This window comes from Acidihalobacter prosperus (assembly GCF_000754095.2).
Lineage (GTDB): Bacteria > Pseudomonadota > Gammaproteobacteria > DSM-5130 > Acidihalobacteraceae > Acidihalobacter > Acidihalobacter prosperus.
Genome location: NZ_JQSG02000003.1, coordinates 69,982 through 91,268 on the forward strand (window position 1 = coordinate 69,982; position 21,287 = coordinate 91,268).

Genomic DNA, 21,287 nt, shown 5'->3' on the forward strand with positions numbered 1-21,287 from the left:
TCATTTCTCATCGGCCACATCCGCCGCTAACGTATCCTCGAGGATGCGCAGCACCAGCTGCGTCATGTCCATGCCTGCGGCTCGCGCGGCCATGGGGGTCAGGCTGTGGCTGGTCATGCCGGGCAGCGTGTTCACTTCGGCGACGTAGGGATTGCCTTGCGCATCGAGCAGGAAATCCACGCGCCCCCAATCCTTTCCGGCAACCGCGGCGAATGCTTCGACGGCCATCGCGCGCAGCGCCTGCTCCGTCTTGTCCGGCAACCCGCAGGGGCAGAGATATTGCGTATCGTCACGCGTGTATTTGGCCGCGTAGTCATAGAACTCCGTGGCGGGGAGAATCCGAATCGCGGGCAGCGCCTCGTCGCCCAACACGGTGACGGTGTAGTCCCCACCGGCCATCGCCGGTTCGACCATCACCTTGCCGTGGTGCGCCGCCGCCATGGCATAGGCTGCGGGCAGCTCTTGCGCGCGTTTGACCTTGGTCACGCCGACGCTGGAACCCTCTTCCGAGGGCTTGACGAACAACGGCAAACCAAGCCTTGCCACCACCTCGTCGAAATCGCTGTCGGCATCCAGCACCTCACCCGGCACCACCGGCAAACCCAGGGAACTCCATATCTGCTTGCAGCGCAGCTTGTCCAAACCGAGCGCCGAACCAAGCACGCCGCTGCCTGTGTAGGGCATGCCAAGCAGATCGAGCAGCGCCTGCAGCGTGCCGTCCTCGCCGCCGGTACCGTGAATGATCAGAAAACAGCGATCGAAACCACCGTCTCGGATCTGGTCCAGTGCCGTTTCCCGCCGCAGGTCCACGGCCACCGCATCCACGCCTCCCGCCTGCAGCGCCGCCGTCACTGCCTCGCCGCTCATCAGCGACACTTCGCGCTCAGCCGACCAGCCGCCCATCAGCACGCCGACCCTACCGAAGCGACGTGGATCGACGCTCATGTCCGCACCTCCGCTTTACCCACGATGCGCACCTCTGGCACCAACCGGATACCTGTCTGCTGCGCCACGCGTTCCTGCACCGTGGTCATCAGGGTCTCGATGTCAGCGGCGGTCGCCGCACCCGTGTTCAGTATGAAATTGCCGTGCTTCTCGGAAACCTGCGCGCCGCCGCAACGCAACCCCTTGAGTCCTGCCGCCTCGATCAGCCGGCCGGCATAGTCGCCCGGCGGGTTGCGGAACACCGAACCGCAGGAGGCCACGCCCGTCGGCTGGCTATGTGCGCGGTTGGCGAGCAGGTCACGTGTGCGCCGGTGCAGTTCTTGCGGGTCGCCACCCGCCGCAAAACCGAATTCGGCAGCGACGAACCAGCGTTCTCCAGCATCGCGCGCCGCAACGTGGCGGTAGCCGGTCTCGAAGGCATCGACATCGAACCATTCGACGTTCCCGGAACGCTCAATGGTCTGCGCGCGGCGCACCACGCGCCACGTTTCTCCGCCGAATGCGCCGGCGTTCATCGCCAGCGCCCCCCCCACCGTGCCGGGAATTCCGGCAAAAAACTCGGCACCGACGAGGCCGGCGCGCGCGGCAAAGCGGGCCAGCTTCGCGCCGGGTACGCCGGCACCCGCGCGCACGCCCGCCTCGCCAACACACTCGAGCCCGTCCAGTCGCGCATGCGTCGCGATGACCGTGCCGCGCACGCCACCGTCGCGCACCAGCAGATTGCTACCCAGTCCCAGCCACAGCACGGGCTCGTCGTCGGACAGTCCGCGCAGAAATTCGCGCAAATCCTCCAGATCAGCCGGGCGATACAAGCGATCGGCATGGCCACCGGCGCGCCAGCTGGTCAGTGGGGCCAGCGGGGCGTCGTGCGTCAGTTCGCCGCGCAATTCGCGATGCCTTGCCGCCGCTATCATTGGCCGTCCCCCCCGGCATCCGCCGCCGACACGCTCAGGCAGGCCGGCAGTCTGGCCGCCACAGCGCCGATCGACCCCGCGCCCAGCGTCAGCAGCACGTCGCCCGCACGCAGCAGATCCGCGAGGGTCTCAGGCAGTCGCTCGACCTCGTCGATGAACACCGGCTCGACGCGCCCGCGCGCCCGGATCGCCCGTGCCAGGCTGCGACCGTCAGCGTTGGCGACCGGGTCCTCGCCGGCGGCATACACCTCGGTCAGGATCAAGGCATCGACCTCCGACAGCACCGACACGAAATCCTCGAAAAGATCGCGTGTCCGGGTGTAGCGGTGGGGCTGGAACGCGACCACCAGCCGGCGCGCCGGCCAGGCCTTGCGGGCTGCGTCGACGGTCGCCGCGATTTCGGTCGGGTGATGCCCGTAATCGTCCACCAGCAACACCTTGCCCGCTCGTGCATCCACTTCGCCAGCCAGCTGGAAACGCCGGCCAATACCCTGGAATCCGGACAGCGCGCGCTGGATCGACTCGTCGCTCACACCCAGGTCGTGCGCGACGGCAATGGCCGCAAGCGCGTTGAGCACGTTGTGCCGTCCCGGCAGATTGAGCCGCACGGCCAGCGGTGCCGTGCGCCCCGGCAGACTAACCTCGAAACGGCTGCTCGGACCGTCGTAACGAATGTCACGCGCCATCACGTCGGCAGCACGGTCGATACCGTAGGTGCGCAGCGGGCGGCTCAGTTTCGGTAGGATCGCCTGCAGCCCGTCGTCGTCCACGCAGACCACCGCAAGCCCGTAGAACGGCAGATGGTGGATGAACTCCACGAACACCCGTTCGAGTTCGCCGTAATCCCCGCCGTAGGTACCCAGATGATCGGCGTCGATGTTGGTCACCACCGAAATCATCGGCTGCAAGTGCAGGAACGAAGCGTCGCTTTCGTCCGCCTCTGCCACCAGATAATGGCTGTCTCCCAGGCGTGAATGCGTTGCCGTGCTGTTGAGCCGGCCGCCAATGATGAAGGTCGGATCGAGCCCGCCTTCGGCCAGCAGACTGGCCACCAGACTGGTCGTGGTGGTCTTGCCGTGCGTGCCGGCTACCGCGATGCCGTAACGGAAGCGCATCAGTTCGGCGAGCATTTCGGCCCGCCGCACGACGGGAATGCGCGCTGCGCGCGCGGCCGCCAGTTCGACGTTGTCGGCACGGATCGCAGTCGACACCACTACGACATCCACACCGGCCACGTGTGCCGCGTCGTGGCCCCGGTCGACACGTACGCCCAGTGCGGCAAGATGGCGCGTCATCGCATTGTCGGCCTGATCGGAACCACTGACCTGGTAGCCGAGATTTGCCAGCACCTCGGCGATGCCGCCCATGCCTGCCCCACCCACGCCCACGAAATGGATGCGGCGGATACGGCGCATGGCCATGTGTTCGCGGATCTGACTCATGCGCTTCCTCCCGCGTCGGCTCGCAAATCGGCAAGGCAGGCCGCGGCCACCGCCTCGGCGGCCCGCGGTTTTGCCAGGCGACGTGCAGCCATCGCCATCTCGCGCAGGCGTGCGCGGTCTCCGAGCTCGCGCAACACTGACAGCAAGCGCTCGGCATCGAGCGCCTGTTCCACGATCATGATGGCGGCGCCGGCATCGGCCAGATGAGCGCCGTTGACACGCTGATGATCGTCCACCGCATAGGGGAAAGGCACCAGCACGGAAGCCACGCCCGCGGCGGCCAATTCGGCCACGGTCAGCGCGCCGGCACGGCAGATCACCAGATCGGCCCAGCCGTAGGCTTCGGCCATGTCGGCAACGAAGGACATCACCTCGGCCGTCACGCCGGCCTGGGCGTACGCCTGTTTCGCGTCCTCCAGGTGCCGCTCGCCCGCCTGATGGCGAACCTGCGGCCGCTGCCCCGCGTCGAGGCGCGCCAGGGTCTCGGGCACACGGCGATTGAGCGCGCGCGCGCCCTGACTGCCGCCGAGCACCAGCAGCCGCAGCGAGCCGCTGCGGCTGCTGTAGCGATCCTGCGGCGGCGGCAGCGACGCGATTGCCGCGCGCACCGGATTGCCGACATGCGCGGTCTTGCCGGCCGCGCCCGGCAGGGCGACCGGGAAGCCGGTGAACGCGCGCCGACTGAAGCGAGCCAGCCAGCGGTTGGTCATGCCGGCCACTGCGTTCTGTTCGTGCACGAACAGGGGGATGCGCATCAGCACCGCCATCACCCCGCCGGGTCCCGACACGAAACCGCCGAAGCCGATCACCGCACGCGGGCGCAAGCGTCGCAGCACGCCGCCAGCCTGCCACAGTGCGCGCGCCAGACGCAGCGGCGCCAGCGGCCAGGTGCGCCAGCCCTTCCCGCGCAGGCCGGCAACGCCGATCCAGGCCATCTCGATGCCGGCCTCGGGCACCAGGCGTGCTTCCAGTCCGCGCCGGGTGCCCAGCCACATTACCGGCTGCCCTTGCGCGCGCAGTGCCTGCGCCACCGCCAGACCGGGGAACACGTGACCACCGGTACCCCCAGCCATGATCAGAATGGGACGCGGCGTATTCATGTCGCGCGCCTCCTGCGTCGCCGCCCGCGTGCCGGGGTCGCATCGCCCTCGACGGTTTCGCGGTGTATACGCTGCAGAAAACCCAGTGCCATGCAGTTGATCACCATGCTGCTGCCGCCGTAACTCATCAGCGGCAGGGTCAGGCCCTTCGTCGGCAGGATGCCCATGTTCACGGCCATGTTGATGAAGGCCTGCATGCCGATCCAGATGGTGAGGCCATAGGCCAGATTCGCGGCAAAAGGGTTGCCCGCCTCGGCCGCGCGCGCGCCGATGCGGAACCCCCTGAATACCAGGAACGAGAACAGCACCACCACCAGGACGATGCCAACCAGCCCGAGCTCCTCGGCCAGCACGGCGAACAGAAAATCGTTATGCGCCTCCGGCAGGTAGAAAAGCTTCTGTACGCTTTCGCCCAGCCCCACGCCCCACCACGAACCACCGCCAATGGCGATCAGGGATTGCGTCAACTGGTAGCCGGAACTGTAAGGATGCGCCCAGGGATTGAGGAAACCGGTCAGACGCTCGACACGATACGGCGAGCTGACCGCCAGCACGGCCACCGCGATCAGCGTCAGCAACAGGAAAAGCGCGAACTGGCTCAACCGCGCACCACCCAGAAACAGCATGCCCAGCCCCATCGCCAGCAGGGTCACGGCGCTGCCGTAGTCCGGTTCGACCAGCAGCAGCGCGGCCGCGATGACCATCACCAGCATCGGCTTGGCGAAACCGCGCAGGGTATTGCAGACCTCGCCCTGCCGGCGCACGAGATAACCGGCAAGGTAGATCGCCATGAACAGCTTGGTCGGCTCCGATACCTGCACATTGAAGGCACCGAACCCGATCCAGCGGATACTGCCGTTGACCTGATGGCCAATACCGGGAATCAGCACCATCAGCAGCAGGAAATAGGTGAACAGCAGCAGCGCCATGCCCGAGCGCTCCCACATGGCCAACCGCGTATTGAAGGCGAACACCGCGGCGCCGATACCGAGCAGCGCGTAAACTGCCTGGCGATCGAAGAAATAGAAGGCGTTGCCGGTCTCCCTGGCCGCGACGCTGACCGAAGACGACGCAACCATGACCAGACCCAGCCCGAGGATGGCGAGCGACACGATCAGCATCGGCAGATCGACCGCGCCAACGAACATGGCGCCCACGCGCCGAGACAGATTGCGCCCGAGAGGCAGTTCCTGGGCAGCGCTAGCCACGCGACACCTCCCCGAAGGCACGCACGAAATCATCGCCCCGCGCCACGTAGCTGGCGTACATGTCGAGACTCGCGCAGGCGGGCGACAGCAACACCCGGTCTCCAGGCTGGGCGAGAGCCGCGGCGGCACGCACTGCGTCATCCATGTCCGTGGCGTCGATCAGCGGTGCGATGCCGGCCAGGGCATCGCGCAAACGCGGGGCATCGACGCCGATCAGCACCACGCCGCGCGCGCGGCCGGCGAGCGCCTCGCGCAGCGGGGCAAAATCCTGGCCCTTGGCCTGCCCGCCGGCGATCAGCACGAGGGCGCCGTCAAGGCCCTGGATGGCCGCCAGCGTGGCGCCCACGTTGGTACCTTTGGAGTCGTTGTACCAGTCGGCGCCCCTGTGGCTTCCGATCCATTGGCAGCGATGCGGAAGGCCCGGAAAATCGCGCAGCGCCGCCAGCATTGCGGCTTCCGGCAGCCCGGCCTCGCTGCCCAATGCCAGCGCGGCCAGGGCATTCGCCAGATTGTGACGACCGGCCATCCGCAGCTCGTTCGCAGCCAGCAGGCTCCGCCCCCCCTGCACCAGCCAGTGCGTACCGTCGATTTCGCACAGGCCGTAATCGCCCGGTACGGCGGGCGGCGCAAGCCCGAAGCCGGTCGCGGGGCATTCGTCCGCCAGCGCCGCCGCCAGCGGATCGTCGCGGTTGACCACGCAGTGGCCTGCATGGGAGTAGACGCGCGCCTTCGCGCGGGCATACGCATCGAGCGATTCGTAGCGATCGAGATGATCGGGACTCACGTTGAGCACCACTGCGGCGCGAGGCGCCAGACTGTCGGTGGTTTCGAGCTGAAAACTCGACAGCTCAAGCACGTAAAGGTCCGGTTCGGGCTCGTCCAGCAGATCCAGCGCCGGCGTCCCCAGATTGCCGCCGACGGCCACGCGCAAGCCCGCCCGCTGCGCCATCTCGCCGACCAGGGATGTGACCGTGCTCTTGCCGTTGGAACCGGTGATTGCGATCACCGGGGCACGCGCGCAGCGCGCGAACAGTTCGATGTCGCCGAGCACTTCCGCGCCTGCTGCCTGCGCTTCCTGGATGGCGGGACTGCTGACGGCGACGCCGGGGCTGACGATCAGGCGCCGGGCGCGGTGGAACAGGGAGCGATCGAATGCGCCGAGGTGGATCTCGAGCGGCGAGCACTCGACCTTGAGCCGCGCCAGCCCTGGTGGCTCGGCGCGACTGTCGGCCACGGCAAAGGACTCGCCGCGCGCGGCGAGGTGGCGCGCAACCGACAGTCCGGTTGCCCCCAGGCCGACCACCAGGTTGTCGAGCGGCACTGCCCTGTCGTCGCGTTGTTGCGCCATCATGCTCATCTCAGCGGATCTTCAGACTGGCCAGACCGATCAGAACCAGAATCACGGTGATGATCCAGAAACGGACGATCACGCGCGGCTCCGGCCACCCCTTGAGTTCGAAATGGTGGTGCAGCGGGGCCATCTGGAAGATGCGCCGGCGCGTCAACTTGTATGAACCCACCTGCAGGATCACCGACAGGGTTTCCACAACGAACACCCCACCCATGATCAGCAGCACCAGCTCCTGCCGCACCATCACCGCGACCACGCCCAGTGCCGCACCCAGCGCCAGCGCGCCGACGTCGCCCATGAACACCTGTGCCGGGTAGGTGTTGAACCACAGGAAGGCCAGCCCCGCGCCGACCAGCGCGCCGCAGAACACCACCAGCTCGCCTACTCCATGCACGTAGGGAATGCCGAGATAAAGGGCAAATTTGTAGTTGCCGCTCAGATAAACGAACACGGCCAGGGCGCCGGCCACCATCACCGTGGGCATGATCGCGAGGCCGTCGAGCCCGTCGGTCAGATTGACCGCGTTGCTCGAGCCCACGATCACCAGCCAGGTGAACGGGATGAACAGCCAGCCCATGGGAATCATCCAGTTCTTCACGAAGGGCATCAGCAGCGCCGTCTGGGCCGGTTCGGTCGCGGCGAAGAACAGGTAGAACGCCGCGGCAAATCCGATCACCGACTGCCACAGGAACTTGGCGCGCGCCGGCAACCCCTTGGAATTGCCGTAGCGCAGCTTGCGGTAATCGTCCACGCCGCCGACCAGGCCGAACAGCAGGGTCACGCCGAGCGCGACCCAGACGAAATGATTGTCGAGATTGCTCCACAGCAGGGTCGCCACCGCCACGCCGACCAGGATCAGTGCGCCCCCCATGGTCGGGGTGCCCGCCTTGGACAGATGCGACTGCGGCCCGTCGTTGCGCACCTGCTGCCCGATCTTCAGCGCCAGCAGGCGGCGGATCATGCCCGGACCGATCATCAGTCCGATCAACAGAGCCGTGAGCACGCCCAGGATGGCGCGCATCGTCAAATAGGAGAAGACGTGGAAGCCGCTGTAATAATGGGCCAGGAATTCGAACAGGCTATACAGCATGGTGCCCTCCCGCGCCGCTCTCGTCGTCGTCCGGCAGCAAGCGCGCCAGCAGGCGCTCCAGCCCCATGGAACGCGAACCCTTGATCAAGACGGTCAATGGCCGCGGCGCCACCTCGGCCGAGCGCACCACCGCGGCGGCCAGGGCTTCGATATCCGGGCAGTGGATGGCGCCGGCGCCGAAGGCTTCCGCCGCCCCGTGACTGAGCCTGCCGAGGGTAAACAACCGTTCGACATCTGCCGCGCGTGCGCGCGCGCCTGCCTCGCGGTGCAGGGCCGGACCGGTGTCGCCCAGTTCGGCCATATCGCCAAGCACCAGCCAGTGCCGCCCCGGCTGTTCGGTGAGCACATCCAGCCCTGCCGACAGCGACCCCGGATTCGCATTGTAGGTATCGTCCAGAATCATGATCCCATCGCTTCCCTGCAAACGTCGCAAGCGCCCCGCCACGGGCCTGACCGCAGTCAGACCCGCACGCACCGCGTCGAGCCCGACCCCCGCGCCCAGCGCTGCCGCGGTGGCCGCGAGCGCATTCATCGCGTTGTGACGGCCCGGCAGCGGCAACTGCAGCTCGAAGGCCCCGCCAGGGGTGTCGACCCGCAGATGTCCTTGCCGGTATTCGCCCCGGATCTCGGCCGGCTGCTCCAGTCCGAAGCGCAGCACGCGGCGCTCGCGGTTGAGTGCCAGCCAGTCGCCCGCAAAGGCGTCGTCGGCATTGACCACGGCCACGCCGTCCGCGGGCAGGCCACCGTAGATTTCGCCCTTGGCGCGCGCAACACCCGCCAGATCGCCGAAACCTTCCAGATGTGCGGGGCCGGCATTGTTCACCAACGCCACCTGCGGGCGTACCATCGCGGTCAGCGCCGCGATCTCGCCGGCGTGGTTGGCGCCCATTTCGATCACCGCATACCGATGCGACGGCTCGATCGTCAGCAGGCTCAGCGGCACGCCGATATGATTGTTCAGATTGCCGCGGGTGTACTGGGTCGGACCCGCCTGCGCCAGAATCGATGCCAGCATCTCCTTGACGGTGGTCTTGCCGTTGCTCCCGGTCAGCCCGATCACCCGTGCGGCCAACTGGCCGCGCCAGGCGCCGGCAAAACGCGCCAAGCCAGCGAGGGTATCGTCGACGAGCACCTGCGGGCGCGCGTCGCGCACTGGACGCGACACCATCAACGCCGCCGCGGGCAGTTGCGGGCCGATGTAATCGTGACCGTCGAAACGCGCCCCGGCCAAAGCGACGAACAACGCACCCGCCGACAAAGTACGACTGTCGGTCCCGACGCCGGTGACGCTCACGTCGTCGCCCTGCAGGCGCCCCTGCGACCAGACCGCGACCTGACTGAGCGGCCAGCGATTCACAATGCCACCTCCGCGGCTCCGAACCAGGCCGCCACCGTTTCGCGGTCGCTGAAATGCTGGCTGCCGTTCGCGGCGATCTGAACCGTCTCATGCCCCTTGCCCGCGATCAGCACGACATCGCCTGGGCGCGCGGCTTCCAGTGCCTGACGTACCGCGACGGCACGGTCGTGGATCACCCGCACCTTGCCGCGATCCTTGAAGCCGGACAGGATGTCCTCGACGATCCGCGCCGGATCCTCGCTGCGGGGGTTGTCGTCGGTCACGATAACCTGGTCGGACAGCCGTTCGACCACCTCGCCCATAAGCGGACGCTTGCCGCGGTCGCGGTCGCCGCCCGCTCCGAACACGCAATACAGACGCTCGGCGCCGTGTTCGCGCAGGCTGCCGAGCACGGCCTCCAGAGCGGCCGGCGTATGCGCGTAATCCACCACCGCCAGCGGACCGCCGGCGCGGCCGAAGCGCTCCATCCGACCCGGCACCGGACGCACGGCGCGCAAGCGGTCCGTCGCGTCGGGCAACGGCACGCCGAGCGCCAGCAGGCTGGCGAGCACAGCCATCAGATTGGCCGCGTTGAAACGCCCCAGCAGCGCGCTTTCGATCATGCATCCGCCCCATGGCGTCTGCACGTCCAGATCGAAACCGTCGCCGCGCATGCGCAGGTCGCTGGCCCACACCACGTGCTCGCCTGTCGGGCGAACCGGCGCCAAGGAATAGCCGATGCAATGGCGCGCGGCGATGTCACCGTTCGCCAGCGTTCGCCCGAAGGCATCGTCGAGGTTGAGAATCGCGTATTCCAACCCGGGCACCTCGAACAGTCGGCGCTTGGCCGCAGCATAGGCTTCCAGACTGCCGTGATAGTCGAGATGATCGCGCGAGAGTTGGGTCAGGATGGCCTGATTGAAGCCCACGGCATTCAGCCGCCCCTGCACCAGGCCATGCGACGAGGCCTCCATCACCGCCCAGCGCGCGCCGGCGGCGGCCATGTCGGCCAGCGCGGCCTGCACGCCGATGGCATCCGGCGTGGTATAGCCGCTGGGCGATAGCGCACCGACCAGACCATTGCCCAACGTGCCGACGATCCCGGCCCTCGCGCCGTCCTGGTCGAGCGCCTGTGCGAGGAAATGGCTGACCGAACTCTTGCCGTCGGTGCCGGTCACGCCGATCACCGTCATTCTCTGCGCCGGCTGCCCATAGAATCGCGCGGCGATGGCGCCGAGCTTGGCCGGGAGATCGGCGATTCGGCATACCGGAACGCCCAGGGCAACCGCGTCGTCCATGTCCATGTCCGCGGGCGCGTCGCCGTCCGCGAGGATCGCCACCGCGCCGCGCGCGACGGCATCAGCCGCGTGCGACAGGCCGTGCTCGCGCGATCCGGGCAATGCGACAAAGGCGTCGCCGGGACGGATGCGACGGCTGTCCTGGCTCAGCCCCGTCACCACCGATTTCGGCAGGGCCCGCCCACACCAGTCGGCCAGTAATTCGTTGAGCGGCCATGCGCGAGGTGTCGTCATGCCACCGCTCCCCGTGCCTGCGGCACCGGGCCGGCCTGGAGCACGTCGATGTCGTCGGGCGGGATGTCGAGCAGCCGCAAAGCGCCGGACATGACCTCCTTGAACACGGGCGCGGCTACCTGGCCGCCGTAGTATTTGCCACCGGTCGGGTCGTCGATCATGATCACCGCCACCAGACGCGGCCGAGTCGCGGGGACGATGCCGGCAAACACGGCGGTGTACTTGTCCTCGGCGTAATCGCCCTTGTTGGTCAGGCGATGTGCGGTGCCGGTCTTGCCGGCCACCGTATAACCAGGAATATGAGCTGCGTAGCCGGTACCCATGGGTGTGACCACCGACCGCAGCATGGTGCGCATCTGGTCGGCGACATGCTGCGGCAGTACGCGCTTGCCGGTCACCGGAGCGGTCGGCTGCACAAACGTGGCCGGCGCCATCACACCGCCGTTGGCCAGCGCACAATAAGCGTGCGCCAGCTGCAGCGAGGTCACCGCGATGCCGTAGCCGTAGGCCATCGTGGCCTGATCGATCGGCCGCCAAGTGGTGTAATTGTGCAGGGTGCCTGGCGACTCGCCAGGAAAACCGCTGTGCGTGATCTGACCAAAGCCGAAATCACGATACATGGACCACACATAATACGGCGGCAGGCTCAGCGAGATCTTGCTGGCGGCGACGTTGCTCGACACCTGCAACACCTGCGTCAGGTTGATGCGGCCGAAATCGGAATCGTCCTTGATCGTGTGTCCGGCCAGCATGTACCAGCCGGGCGAGGTGTTGATCTCGGTATCCGGCGTGTACTTGCCGCTGAGCAGCGCCGCCGACAGGGTGAACGGCTTCATCGTCGAACCCGGCTCGTACGCGTCGGTCACCGCGCGGTTGCGATACAGACGCGGCACATAATCGGAACGCACGTTGGGATTGAAGGTGGGCTGATCCGCCATCGCCACGATCGCGCCGGTATTCGGATCCATCACCACGATGGATCCGGAGCGCGCGCCGTGCGCGACGACCGCGGCCTTGAGACTGCGGTAGGCCAGGTACTGGATGCGCTGATCGATACTGGTCACCAGATCCCGACCGGGGCGCGGTGAACGGATCTGGTCGACGTTCTGCACGATCTGCCCGAAACCGTTTTTGATCACCCGCTTGGCGCCCGGCTTGCCGGTTAGCCACGTATTGAATTCCAGCTCCAGACCGTCCTGTCCCTGATCGTCGATGTTGGTGAAGCCGAGCACGTGCGAACCCACTTCGCCCATGGGATAGAAACGCTTGTATTCGCGCAGCAAACCTACACCCGGCACCTTGAGCGCGGCCACGCGATGCGCGAGCTCGGGGTCGATCAAACGTCGCACCCACAGGAATTCGCGGCCCGCCTGGCGGGCACGCACCACCTGTTCGTCCAACGCCCCCGCATCGAGTCCGAGCAGACGGGCGAGGCGCGTCACGCCTTTGGCGTCGCTGTCCTGCTGCGGATCGATCCAGACCGAATCCATCGGCGTACTGATGGCCAGCGGACGGCCATTGCGGTCGAGAATCATTCCGCGATGGGCCGGCATCTTGACCACGCGTAGGTAACGCGCATCGCCCTGCTTGCGCAGAAATGCGCCACGCATCACTTCGAGATCGAAGCCGCGGCCGACAAGTCCCGCCGCACCGACACCGAACAGCCCCAGCACCAACTGCCTGCGTCGCTTGAAATCCGGGCGCGAGTTCATGGGCTGACGTACACCGTATCGGAGCCGTTGGGCATGACCATGTCCAGCTTGCCGCGCGCAATCCGCTCGACTCGCGAATGCGCCGACCACACGCTCTGTTCCAGTTCGAGACGCCCCCATTCCACATTGAGCGCGTCGCGCTGCGCGTCGAGACGCTCCAGACGGATGAATAACTGCCGGGTTTCGTAGGTGCTGTACACCACTCCCAGCGCGCTACCCATCACCGCCACGGCGAGACCAGCCACGATGACGATCGTCCAGTTCACGGAAGGCGCTCCGCCACGCGCAGCACCGCGCTGCGCGCGCGTGGGTTGCGCGCAACCTCGGATTCCGAGGCATGCGCCGCTTTGCCGACGAGGCGGAGCGTCCGCCCCGCCGCCGGCTGCTCGCGCACTGGCAGATTGCGCGGCAACTGTTCGCCGCGCGCCTGCTCGCGCATGAATCGCTTGACGATGCGATCCTCCAACGAGTGAAAGCTGATCACCGCCAGCCGCCCGTCGGGCGCAAGGATCTCGACCGCCTGATCGAGCGCTTCGCGCAACTCGTCCAGTTCGCGGTTGATATGGATGCGGATGGCCTGGAAGCAGCGTGTGGCCGGATGCTTGCCGGGCTCGCGCCGGCCGATCACGCTGGCGATCAGATCCGCCAGCTGCGTGGTGCGCATCAGCGGCGCCTGCTCGCGCGCCTGCACGATACGTTTGGCGATCCGGCGCGCGTGACGCTCCTCGCCGTAGGTCCAGAACACGTGCGCCAGCTCGCGTTCTTCGGCCGTGTTGACCCATTCGCTGGCTGGCGCACCGTTGCCCGAATCCATACGCATGTCCAGTGGACCGTCGCGCATGAAACCGAAGCCACGTTCCGGCTGATCCAATTGCGGCGAGGAGACGCCGAGATCCATCAGGATACCCTGAGCGCGTGATGCGCCCGCAAATGCGCGCCAGCATGATGCCAGGGACGAGAACGGGGCATGGACGATGGAAAACCGCGGATCGGCTGCCGCCAACTCACGCCCCGCGGCCACCGCCTCCGGGTCGCGATCCAAACCAAGAAGACGGCCCGATGACGCCAGTCGCGCCAGTATGGCGCGACTATGCCCGCCGCGACCGAAGGTCGCGTCGACATAGCTGCCTTCCGGTTTGATCGATAGTCCCGCCACCGCCTCCTCCAGGAGAACCGTCTGATGCCCCGTGGAATTCGCCACGTCAGATCGACAGCGAGGACAGCGCCTCGCTCAGCCCGCTTGTAAAGGCATCCGATTGCAGCCACTCGTCACGTTGCGCGGCCCAGACCGCCTCGTCCCAAAGCTCGAACTTGTTGCCCTGACCCACCAAGACCACGTGCTTATCCAGTTTCGCCTGCTCGCGGAGCGTGGGTGCAATCAGAATACGTGCCTGGCCGTCCATTTCGACGTCCGTCGCATAGCCCACGAATACGCGCTGCAGCTGCCTGACCTGCGGATCGATATTGGGGCGGGCCATCACCGCGGCCTCGATGCGCTCCCATTCGGGCAGCGGATAGACCAGCAGGCAACCATCGCGATCCACGGTGACCACCAACTGACCCTCGCACGACTCCCGCAGACGATCGCGATACCTGGCCGGCATCGCCACGCGCCCTTTCGAATCGATATTGAGATTGGTGACTCCGCGAAACACGCGCTCCCCCACCGGACGGATCGGACCAGGAATAATTACCCACTTTCCACCACTTCACCCCACACATCGACACTATAGGTGCGGCAATAGGTGGCGTCAAGCAAGCCAGACCGCCGGTCATCGGGAAGATTGTCGTTTATACACAAGGGCTTACGAGCACCCCTCCGCGGCCGGATCAAGGCCTGGAAGCGCAATCAAACGCATGTACAATCAGCGTGTTGCACGCGAAATGTAATGCACGACATGAGCAACTGCCGCACCTGCCGGCGGGCCTCGCCTCAAGGAAGTGGGGTAAGGTGGGGAGTCGGCCGATAAGCCGGGTTCTGTCGGGGGCAGCCATTCATCTGGGGCGTACGTCGCCGCACGCCTCAAGCGACCTACCCGGACGCGATGCGGGCCACATCATGGCGTCCCTATTTGGTCTTGCTCCGGATGGGGTTTACCGTGCCGCGGCATGTTGCCACCCGCGCGGTGCGCTCTTACCGCACCTTTTCACCCTTACCTGTATCCCCGAAAGGACCATCGGCGGTCTGTTTTCTGTGGCACTTTCCGTCGGCTCGCGCCGCCCAGGCGTTACCTGGCATCCTGCCCTGTGGAGCCCGGACTTTCCTCCCCGCCGCTAGGCGGAGCGACTGCCTAGCCAACTCCCCACAGGAGAATACCACAGCCAAGACCCACTCATGCGCCGCCGACATCGGGGTCGCCGCCGTCCCGCTTGACACGCTGGGCTTCTCGGTACAAGCCCTGACGCGCTCCGCCTGTGATCAGGGCGGCAAGATCCGCCGCCTGACGCGTGGGCAGAGCACGTGCCAGCACCTCGATCACGTGCGCTTCGCTGATACCGGACGGCTCGCGCCGTGCGCTGGGCGGCAGGCCCGCCACCATGACCACGAACTCGCCGCGCCGATGGTCCTCGTCCGCACGCACCCACGCGCGCAGCTCGCCCAGGGGGGCCGACACCACCTGCTCGAAACGCTTGGTCAACTCGCGCGCCACCACGGCCAGACGCGCATCGCCAAAGACTGCCGCCATGTCTTCGAGGCTGTCGGCAATACGGTGACTGGATTCGTAAAACACCAGTGTGCCGGACTCGTCGGCCAGCACCTGCAGACGCGCGCGCCTGCGCGCCGACCTGGACGGCAAGAAGCCCTCGAACACGAAACGGTCTGTCGGCAACCCGGATACCGAAAGTGCCGCGATCAGCGCGCTGGGCCCAGGCACCGGGCTGACGCGCACGCCGGCCTCGCGCGCCGCGCGCACCAGGCGAAACCCAGGGTCGCTGATCAGGGGCGTACCCGCATCCGACACCAGCGCCACGGATGCGCCCTCCGACAAGATCTGCAGGATCGAGGGGATGCGTGCGGCCTCGTTATGCTCGTGCAGACTCACGCATCTGGCCTGTACGCCCAGATGCGACAGCAGGCGCTGCGCGACGCGGGTATCCTCGGCAGCGATCAGAGCGACGCCGTCGAGCACCTCGCGCGCGCGCGCGCTGATGTCGCCCAGATTCCCCAGCGGGGTCGCGACCACGTAAAGCACACCCTCTTCAATTGACACGTTGCCTTCCAGTCCAGATACTGAGCCACCCGTTCACGCGCACAGGGTCCATGATACACGGGCGTACCCACACGATGACCCGCCGCGTCATCATCCGACTCGGCCTCGCAGCCGGCGCTGCATTGCTGCTGGTCGCCTGTGCGCCATCGCCCACCCGCCCCGGCGAGCAGTGGGCGCAGCAGGCTCAGGCCCAGCTGCAGGCCGGGCACCCCGCCATGGCGGCCGACACCTACCTCAAGGCAGCTGCCGGCCTTGCCGCGCCGCAGCGCCAGCAGCTCATGCTCAAGGCCGCCGCGCTGCTGCTGCAGGCGCGACAGCCCGACCGCGCACGCACGGTGATCGAGGGCATCGAGCCGACGGGCCTCGGCGCCGACGACATGGCCCGCAAAGCAACGCTGGCCGCCCGGATCGCGCTGCTTGCGCATCAGCCAGAACAGGCGCTGGCCGCGCTGCCGAACGATGTACACGGCCTGTCACCCGAAGTCGCGAGCGGTCTGCTGGAAGTCCGCGCGCAGGCCGAACGACTGACCGGCAACCCGCTCGGTGCGATCCGCGCTCGGATCGCACTCACGCCGCTGCTGTCGGCCCCCGCGACCATCGACGCCAACCGGCATGCGCTGTGGGAACTCCTCAGCCAGGCCAGCCCAGGCCAGGCGCAGGCATGGCAACAAGAGGCCGCAACACCCGCCCTGCAAGCCTGGCTCGCACTGGCGCTCATCGCCAAGACAACGTCGGCCTCGCCGACGGCGCTGGACAACGCACTGGCACAATGGCGCCAGCAGTATCCGCAGATGCCGGATGCCGAACCGATCATCAAGGCCCTCGTAGCTCAGTGGCAGGCGATGCAGGTCTATCCCTCCAAAGTCGCCGTGCTGCTGCCGCTTTCGGGACGCTTCGAACCGGTCGCGCGCGCGATCCTCGATGGCATACTCACCGCCTACTACCGCCATCGCCAGCGAAACGGCGGCCACGAAGTCCATCTTCGCATCTACGACACCGCCGCCCACCCCGACCAGATCGTCTCCCTCTACGCCCGCGCGGTCCAGGCAGGCGCCCAGTATGTGATCGGCCCGCTCGACCGCGATACGGTCACCCGGCTGGCCACCAGCGGCCAGCTGACCGTCCCCACTCTCGCGCTCAACCATGCGGCCGATGGCACGCCGATCCCCCAGCAGCTTTACCAGTTCGGACTGCTCCCCGAGAGCGAGTCGGCGCAGGCCGCGGAACGTGCCAGCCTGGACGGCCGTCGCCGCGCCATCGTATTGGTGCCGGACAGCGGCTGGGGCCAGCGCGTGGCCTCGGCCTTCGCCGACCGCTTCCAGCAGCTCGGCGGCGAGGTGCTGGCGATCGGCCGTTACGATCCGTCCGCCTCCGACTTCTCGCCCGCCATCGTCAACACCCTCAACATCGACTACAGCAATGCCCGGCGACGAGCCGTATCCGCCACCATCGGTCGCTCGGTCGACTTCGAGGCCCGCCGCCGCCAGGATGTCGACATGATCTTCATTGCCGGCGATCCCCGGCAAGCCCGGCTGCTGATGCCGCAAATTCGTTTCCATCACGGCATCGGCCTGCCCGTATACGCCATCTCCACGGTTTACAGCGGCACACGAGATCCTCGCGCGGATCACGATCTCAATGGCCTGATATTCGACGACGCGCCGCTGCTGCTCGACAGCCAGGGTCCCGCTGCGGCTGCACGTGCGGCGATGCATGCCAACTTCCCAGAAGCCAGTCGCCGCTATCCTCGCCTAATCGGCCTCGGAGAAGACGCCTACGACGTGCTCCCTTCCCTGCAACGGCTTGCATCGCAGGACTGGGCGCGATTCCCCGGCGTAACGGGCCGACTGAAGATGACCGCCGACCACGCCCTGGTACGACAGCTCGAATGGGCGCAATTCGCCGACGGACTGCCCATCCTGATGGGTCAGTCGCAGGACGCCGCTCAGCAGAACGCCACCGCAACGAAAGCCGCCAATGGCGCCCCCCCCTAGACAAGGTCAGGACTTCGAAGCGCAGGCCTGCGACTACCTCTGCCGACAGGGGCTGCGCCTGCGCGAGCGCAATTACCGCTGCCGCTCCGGCGAGATTGACCTGGTCATGAGCGACGACGGCACCCTGGTCTTCGTGGAGGTACGCTATCGCAACAGCGCCCGCTTCGGCGGCGCGGCCACCAGCGTGGACGCCGGCAAGCGGCGACGACTGACGGCCACCGCCCAGCACTATCTGCAACGCCATGGCGCCGACGTCCCGACACGCTTCGACGTCGTCGCCATGGGGCCGGACGGCCGGATCGACTGGATACCGGACGCCTTCCAGGCCCAGGAAACCTGAGCCCCGACAACCCGCAGGAATCACGAGTGAACGAACGCATCCAACAACATTTCACGGCCAGCATCGACACCAAGACCCGCTCGGCACAACTGCTTGCCGACCCGATCGAGGCCGCGGCCAGGCGCATGACCTACGCCCTTGTGGGCGGCCACAAGATCCTCAGCTGCGGCAACGGCGGCTCGGCGGGCGACGCGCAACATTTCTCGTCCGAGATGCTCAACCGCTTCGAGCGCGAACGGCGCGGCCTCCCCGCGATCGCGCTGACCACCGACACCTCGACCCTGACCTCCATCGCCAACGACTACAGCTACGACCAGGTCTTCGCACGACAGGTGCGCGCACTGGGCGCGCCCGGCGACCTGCTGCTCGCGATATCCACCTCGGGCAACTCGAAAAACGTCATCGAGGCCGTGCACGCGGCGCGCGACGTGGGCATGCACACGATCGCGCTCAGCGGCCGTGGCGGCGGCACCCTGCATGAAGCACTCTCGCCGGAGGACATCGAAATCTGCGTCCCCTCGGAAAGCACGGCCCGCATTCAGGAAGTGCATCTGCTGGTCATCCATTGTCTCTGCGACCTCATCGACCGCCAGCTGTTCGGCGACGTCTGACGCCGGTGCCACTGTCCCGCGACTTCCTCGACGCGCTGTCCGGACTGCTGTCCGAGGGCGACCTGCTGACCGAGCCTGGCGACTGCTGGGCCTACGGCTACGACAATTCCAAACGACATGCCGCGCCGGACGCTGTCGCGTTCCCGCGCGAGCACGACCAGGTCGTATCCCTAGTACGACTGTGCAACGAACACCGTGTCGCCATCACGCCCCGCGGACGCGGTACCGGCACCACCGGCGCCACCGTGCCCACCCAGGGCGGACTCGTACTCAGCCTCGAACGCATGGACCGCGTCCTGCGCGTCGACCCCGACAACCGCGTGCTGGTCGCCCAGCCCGGCGTCACCAATCTTGCGATCCAGCAGGCCGCGGGTGCGCACGGCTTCTTCTGGCCTCCCGATCCCACCAGCGCCGCCGTGTGCACGCTCGGCGGCAATCTCGCCTACAACTCGGCCGGGCCGCGCGCCGTGAAATACGGCACGCCGCGCGAAAACACGCTCGGTCTGCGCGCGGTGACCGGCGCAGGCGAAAGCATCCGCACAGGCGTCATGACCACCAAGGGCGTGGTCGGCTACGACCTCACGCGGCTGATCATCGGCTCGGAAGGCACGCTCGCGATCATTACGGAAGCGGTGCTCAAGCTCACACCGAAACCGGCGGCGCGACGTACCCTGCAGGCAATCTATGCTGACATGGCATCGGCCGCCCACGCGGTCGCCGCGATCATGGCTCAGCCGGTGGTGCCCTGCGCCCTAGAATTCATCGACGGCGCCGCCATCGAAATGATACGCCGGCAGGCCCACGCCGATCTGCCCGAAGGCGCCGGCGCGCTGCTGATGATCGAGGTGGATGGCTCGCCCGCGGGCCTGGACGAAGCCGTGCGCGAAGTCATGCGCGCGGCGGAGGTTGCGGGTTGCCTGTCGATCAAGGCGGCAGCCACGCAGGCGGAGGTCGAGGCCCTGTGGGCCACACGCAAGGCGCTCTCACCCGCCCTGCGCTCCATCGCGCCCAAAAAGATCAATGAGGACGTAGTGGTGCCGGTATCGCGCATTCCGGAATTGATCGAGGGTCTGGGAACCTTGAGCCGGCAACACGCGATCACCATCGTCAATTTCGGCCACGCAGGCAACGGCAACATCCACGTCAACCTCTTGATCAACCCCGACGACCCACGTCAGGCGGCGGCCGCCGAGCACTGCCTGCAGGAGGTGTTCGCGCTGGTGTTACGACTGGATGGCACCCTATCGGGAGAGCACGGGATAGGGCTGGTAAAGCGCGACTTCGTCGCCTTGGAAATCGACGCCCCCACGCTTGCGTTGATGCATGCAATCAAACGCCAGTTCGACCCGCAGGGTCTGCTCAACCCAGAGAAAGCCCTGCCGCCGGCCGCGGCTACTTGACCACACGCAGTCCCGGACGGCCGACACCTGTCGCTTTCGGCTCCGACGGCTTGTCCCCGCCGTCGGATGGCGGCGGTGGAGGCGTATCGTCCTCGCCGAACATCATGCCCTGCCCGTTCTCACGCGAATAAACCGCCATCACCCGCTGGACCGGCACGAACACTTCCTGCGATTTGCCCGCAAAGCGCGCGCTGAAACTGATGTACTCGTCGCCGAGATTCAGCGCCTGCACCGCCTGCGGAGCGATATTCAGCACGATGCGTCCTTCCTGAACGAACTGCACCGGCACCTGAACATCCTCGCCGCTGGCGTCGACCAGCATATGCGGGGTGTGATGGTTGTCCACGACCCACTGGTATATCGCACGCACCAGATAGGGTCGGCTGGAAGTCATTTGATTGGAAGCGGAACTCATGACCCTCTCAAGCAATCATGTCACGTTCAACATCGCTCAGGCTGGCGCGCACGGATGCACGCGCAAAGGTGCGCTTGCTGTAATCGGCCATGGCCTTCGCCGCAGGCGGCAACTGGATGCCGTGCGACGACAGCCGCCAGAGCACCGGGATGACGGAGCAGTCCACGAGACTGAATTCTTCGCCAAGCAGATAGGGACGGGCCTCGATGAACAGCGGCGCGGCGGACAATACGCTTTCGCGCAGGATCTTACGCAGCTTCGGCTGGCTCTTCTTGTCAGCCGTTGCCAGTTCGGCCATCGGCAGGTACCAGTCGCGCTCGACGCGATACATCAACAACCGCGCCTTGGCCCGGGCAACCGGATCGACCGGCATCAGCGGAGGATGCGGGAAGCGTTCGTCGAGATACTCGATGATCACCCTCGCATCGTAAAGCACGAGATCGCGGTCGACGAGCGTGGGTACGGAGTTGTAGGGATTGAGATCGACCAGATCTTCCGGCTTGCGGCTCGGGTCGATATGTATCACATCCGCGGTGACGTCCTTTTCCGCAAGCACGATCCGGGTACGGTGGCTGTCCGGGCAATCGGGTGCCGAAAACAGGGTCATCACTGAGCGGCGGTTGGCGACCAGACTCATCTCTATCACTCCGTCGTCAGGCGGTACATCGACAGGACGCCCGCCAGT

General features: G+C 66.6%; 20 protein-coding genes and 1 other RNA gene. 4 read left to right on the forward strand and 17 right to left on the reverse strand.

Features of this window, described 5'->3' with window-relative positions:
* The 15 genes from THPRO_RS07045 to rsmI form a co-directional block, all read right to left on the reverse strand.
* The gene (locus tag THPRO_RS07045) at positions 1–945 is read right to left on the reverse strand and encodes a D-alanine--D-alanine ligase (protein ID WP_038088939.1); all 945 of its coding nucleotides are present in this window, start codon (positions 943–945) and stop codon (positions 1–3) included.
* Positions 942–1,859, reverse strand: coding sequence for a UDP-N-acetylmuramate dehydrogenase (gene murB, locus THPRO_RS07050; protein WP_038088942.1), 918 nt, complete (start codon positions 1,857–1,859; stop codon positions 942–944). Before murB ends, THPRO_RS07045 begins: the two co-directional genes overlap by 4 nt.
* Positions 1,856–3,301: a UDP-N-acetylmuramate--L-alanine ligase gene (murC, locus tag THPRO_RS07055; protein ID WP_038088945.1), complete on the reverse strand. Its 1,446-nt coding sequence runs from the start codon at positions 3,299–3,301 to the stop codon at positions 1,856–1,858. Before murC ends, murB begins: the two co-directional genes overlap by 4 nt.
* Positions 3,298–4,401, reverse strand: coding sequence for an undecaprenyldiphospho-muramoylpentapeptide beta-N-acetylglucosaminyltransferase (gene murG / locus THPRO_RS07060; RefSeq protein WP_065089426.1), 1,104 nt, complete (start codon positions 4,399–4,401; stop codon positions 3,298–3,300). Before murG ends, murC begins: the two co-directional genes overlap by 4 nt.
* A complete protein-coding gene (gene ftsW, locus THPRO_RS07065) occupies positions 4,398–5,549 on the reverse strand; it encodes a putative lipid II flippase FtsW (RefSeq protein ID WP_145930799.1) in 1,152 nt (383 codons plus the stop codon). Before ftsW ends, murG begins: the two co-directional genes overlap by 4 nt.
* 52 nt (positions 5,550–5,601) lie before the next feature.
* A complete protein-coding gene (murD, locus tag THPRO_RS07070; protein WP_052064271.1) occupies positions 5,602–6,960 on the reverse strand; it encodes a UDP-N-acetylmuramoyl-L-alanine--D-glutamate ligase in 1,359 nt (452 codons plus the stop codon).
* 7 nt (positions 6,961–6,967) lie between these two features.
* Positions 6,968–8,050: a phospho-N-acetylmuramoyl-pentapeptide-transferase gene (gene mraY, locus THPRO_RS07075; protein ID WP_038088953.1), complete on the reverse strand. Its 1,083-nt coding sequence runs from the start codon at positions 8,048–8,050 to the stop codon at positions 6,968–6,970.
* Entirely contained in the window at positions 8,040–9,407 is a 1,368-nt protein-coding gene (locus THPRO_RS07080) for a UDP-N-acetylmuramoyl-tripeptide--D-alanyl-D-alanine ligase (RefSeq protein WP_065089427.1), read from the reverse strand. The genes mraY and THPRO_RS07080 overlap by 11 nt, the downstream gene beginning before the upstream one ends.
* Positions 9,404–10,918, reverse strand: a complete 1,515-nt coding sequence (locus THPRO_RS07085; RefSeq protein ID WP_038088956.1) for a UDP-N-acetylmuramoyl-L-alanyl-D-glutamate--2,6-diaminopimelate ligase — start codon at positions 10,916–10,918, stop codon at positions 9,404–9,406. The genes THPRO_RS07080 and THPRO_RS07085 overlap by 4 nt, the downstream gene beginning before the upstream one ends.
* Positions 10,915–12,630 (reverse strand): peptidoglycan D,D-transpeptidase FtsI family protein, encoded by a 1,716-nt coding sequence (locus THPRO_RS07090; RefSeq protein ID WP_038088958.1) that lies wholly within the window; start codon positions 12,628–12,630, stop codon positions 10,915–10,917. Before THPRO_RS07090 ends, THPRO_RS07085 begins: the two co-directional genes overlap by 4 nt.
* Positions 12,627–12,896 (reverse strand): cell division protein FtsL, encoded by a 270-nt coding sequence (ftsL, locus tag THPRO_RS07095; RefSeq protein WP_038088961.1) that lies wholly within the window; start codon positions 12,894–12,896, stop codon positions 12,627–12,629. Before ftsL ends, THPRO_RS07090 begins: the two co-directional genes overlap by 4 nt.
* A complete protein-coding gene (gene rsmH, locus THPRO_RS07100; protein WP_038088964.1) occupies positions 12,893–13,831 on the reverse strand; it encodes a 16S rRNA (cytosine(1402)-N(4))-methyltransferase RsmH in 939 nt (312 codons plus the stop codon). The genes ftsL and rsmH overlap by 4 nt, the downstream gene beginning before the upstream one ends.
* 1 nt (position 13,832) lies before the next feature.
* Positions 13,833–14,285, reverse strand: coding sequence for a division/cell wall cluster transcriptional repressor MraZ (gene mraZ / locus THPRO_RS07105; RefSeq protein WP_038089184.1), 453 nt, complete (start codon positions 14,283–14,285; stop codon positions 13,833–13,835).
* Between the two features lie 296 nt (positions 14,286–14,581).
* An RNA gene (gene rnpB, locus THPRO_RS07110) (RNase P RNA component class A) lies at positions 14,582–14,933 on the reverse strand.
* Between the two features lie 30 nt (positions 14,934–14,963).
* Entirely contained in the window at positions 14,964–15,842 is an 879-nt protein-coding gene (rsmI, locus tag THPRO_RS07115; protein ID WP_201786960.1) for a 16S rRNA (cytidine(1402)-2'-O)-methyltransferase, read from the reverse strand.
* 74 nt (positions 15,843–15,916) lie between these two features.
* On the opposite strand from rsmI, the gene THPRO_RS07120 reads away from it, so the two are divergent.
* Genes THPRO_RS07120 through THPRO_RS07135 form a run of 4 tightly spaced genes read left to right on the forward strand, consistent with a single transcriptional unit; the run spans position 15,917 to position 20,187 of the window.
* Positions 15,917–17,836, forward strand: a complete 1,920-nt coding sequence (locus THPRO_RS07120; protein ID WP_038088967.1) for a penicillin-binding protein activator — start codon at positions 15,917–15,919, stop codon at positions 17,834–17,836.
* On the forward strand, positions 17,820–18,176 hold the full coding sequence (locus THPRO_RS07125) for a YraN family protein (protein ID WP_038088970.1): 357 nt from the start codon (positions 17,820–17,822) through the stop codon (positions 18,174–18,176). Before THPRO_RS07120 ends, THPRO_RS07125 begins: the two co-directional genes overlap by 17 nt.
* Before the next feature lie 26 nt (positions 18,177–18,202).
* Entirely contained in the window at positions 18,203–18,787 is a 585-nt protein-coding gene (locus THPRO_RS07130; RefSeq protein ID WP_038088973.1) for a phosphoheptose isomerase, read from the forward strand.
* Between the two features lie 5 nt (positions 18,788–18,792).
* A complete protein-coding gene (locus tag THPRO_RS07135; RefSeq protein ID WP_038088977.1) occupies positions 18,793–20,187 on the forward strand; it encodes an FAD-binding oxidoreductase in 1,395 nt (464 codons plus the stop codon).
* On the opposite strand, the gene THPRO_RS07140 is transcribed toward THPRO_RS07135, so the two are convergent.
* Complete coding sequence (locus THPRO_RS07140) at positions 20,180–20,581, reverse strand: ClpXP protease specificity-enhancing factor (RefSeq protein WP_038088979.1); 402 nt, start codon at positions 20,579–20,581, stop codon at positions 20,180–20,182. The two genes, THPRO_RS07135 and THPRO_RS07140, sit on opposite strands and share 8 nt — an antisense overlap.
* Positions 20,582–20,609: 28 nt before the next feature.
* Entirely contained in the window at positions 20,610–21,239 is a 630-nt protein-coding gene (locus THPRO_RS07145; protein WP_038088982.1) for a glutathione S-transferase N-terminal domain-containing protein, read from the reverse strand.
* Between the last annotated feature and the right edge of the window lie 48 nt (positions 21,240–21,287).

Coding starts and splice junctions, on each gene's coding strand:
- THPRO_RS07085 (WP_038088956.1), bottom strand. CDS start 10,918: ATGACGACACCTCGCGCATGGCCGCTCAACGAATTACTGGCCGACTGG.
- THPRO_RS07140 (WP_038088979.1), bottom strand. CDS start 20,581: ATGACTTCCAGCCGACCCTATCTGGTGCGTGCGATATACCAGTGGGTC.
- murG (WP_065089426.1), bottom strand. CDS start 4,401: ATGAATACGCCGCGTCCCATTCTGATCATGGCTGGGGGTACCGGTGGT.
- murC (WP_038088945.1), bottom strand. CDS start 3,301: ATGAGTCAGATCCGCGAACACATGGCCATGCGCCGTATCCGCCGCATC.
- THPRO_RS07145 (WP_038088982.1), bottom strand. CDS start 21,239: ATGAGTCTGGTCGCCAACCGCCGCTCAGTGATGACCCTGTTTTCGGCA.
- THPRO_RS07045 (WP_038088939.1), bottom strand. CDS start 945: ATGAGCGTCGATCCACGTCGCTTCGGTAGGGTCGGCGTGCTGATGGGC.
- THPRO_RS07090 (WP_038088958.1), bottom strand. CDS start 12,630: ATGAACTCGCGCCCGGATTTCAAGCGACGCAGGCAGTTGGTGCTGGGG.
- murD (WP_052064271.1), bottom strand. CDS start 6,960: ATGATGGCGCAACAACGCGACGACAGGGCAGTGCCGCTCGACAACCTG.
- mraY (WP_038088953.1), bottom strand. CDS start 8,050: ATGCTGTATAGCCTGTTCGAATTCCTGGCCCATTATTACAGCGGCTTC.
- ftsW (WP_145930799.1), bottom strand. CDS start 5,549: ATGTTCGTTGGCGCGGTCGATCTGCCGATGCTGATCGTGTCGCTCGCC.
- murB (WP_038088942.1), bottom strand. CDS start 1,859: ATGATAGCGGCGGCAAGGCATCGCGAATTGCGCGGCGAACTGACGCAC.
- THPRO_RS07120 (WP_038088967.1), top strand. CDS start 15,917: ATGACCCGCCGCGTCATCATCCGACTCGGCCTCGCAGCCGGCGCTGCA.
- THPRO_RS07125 (WP_038088970.1), top strand. CDS start 17,820: ATGGCGCCCCCCCCTAGACAAGGTCAGGACTTCGAAGCGCAGGCCTGC.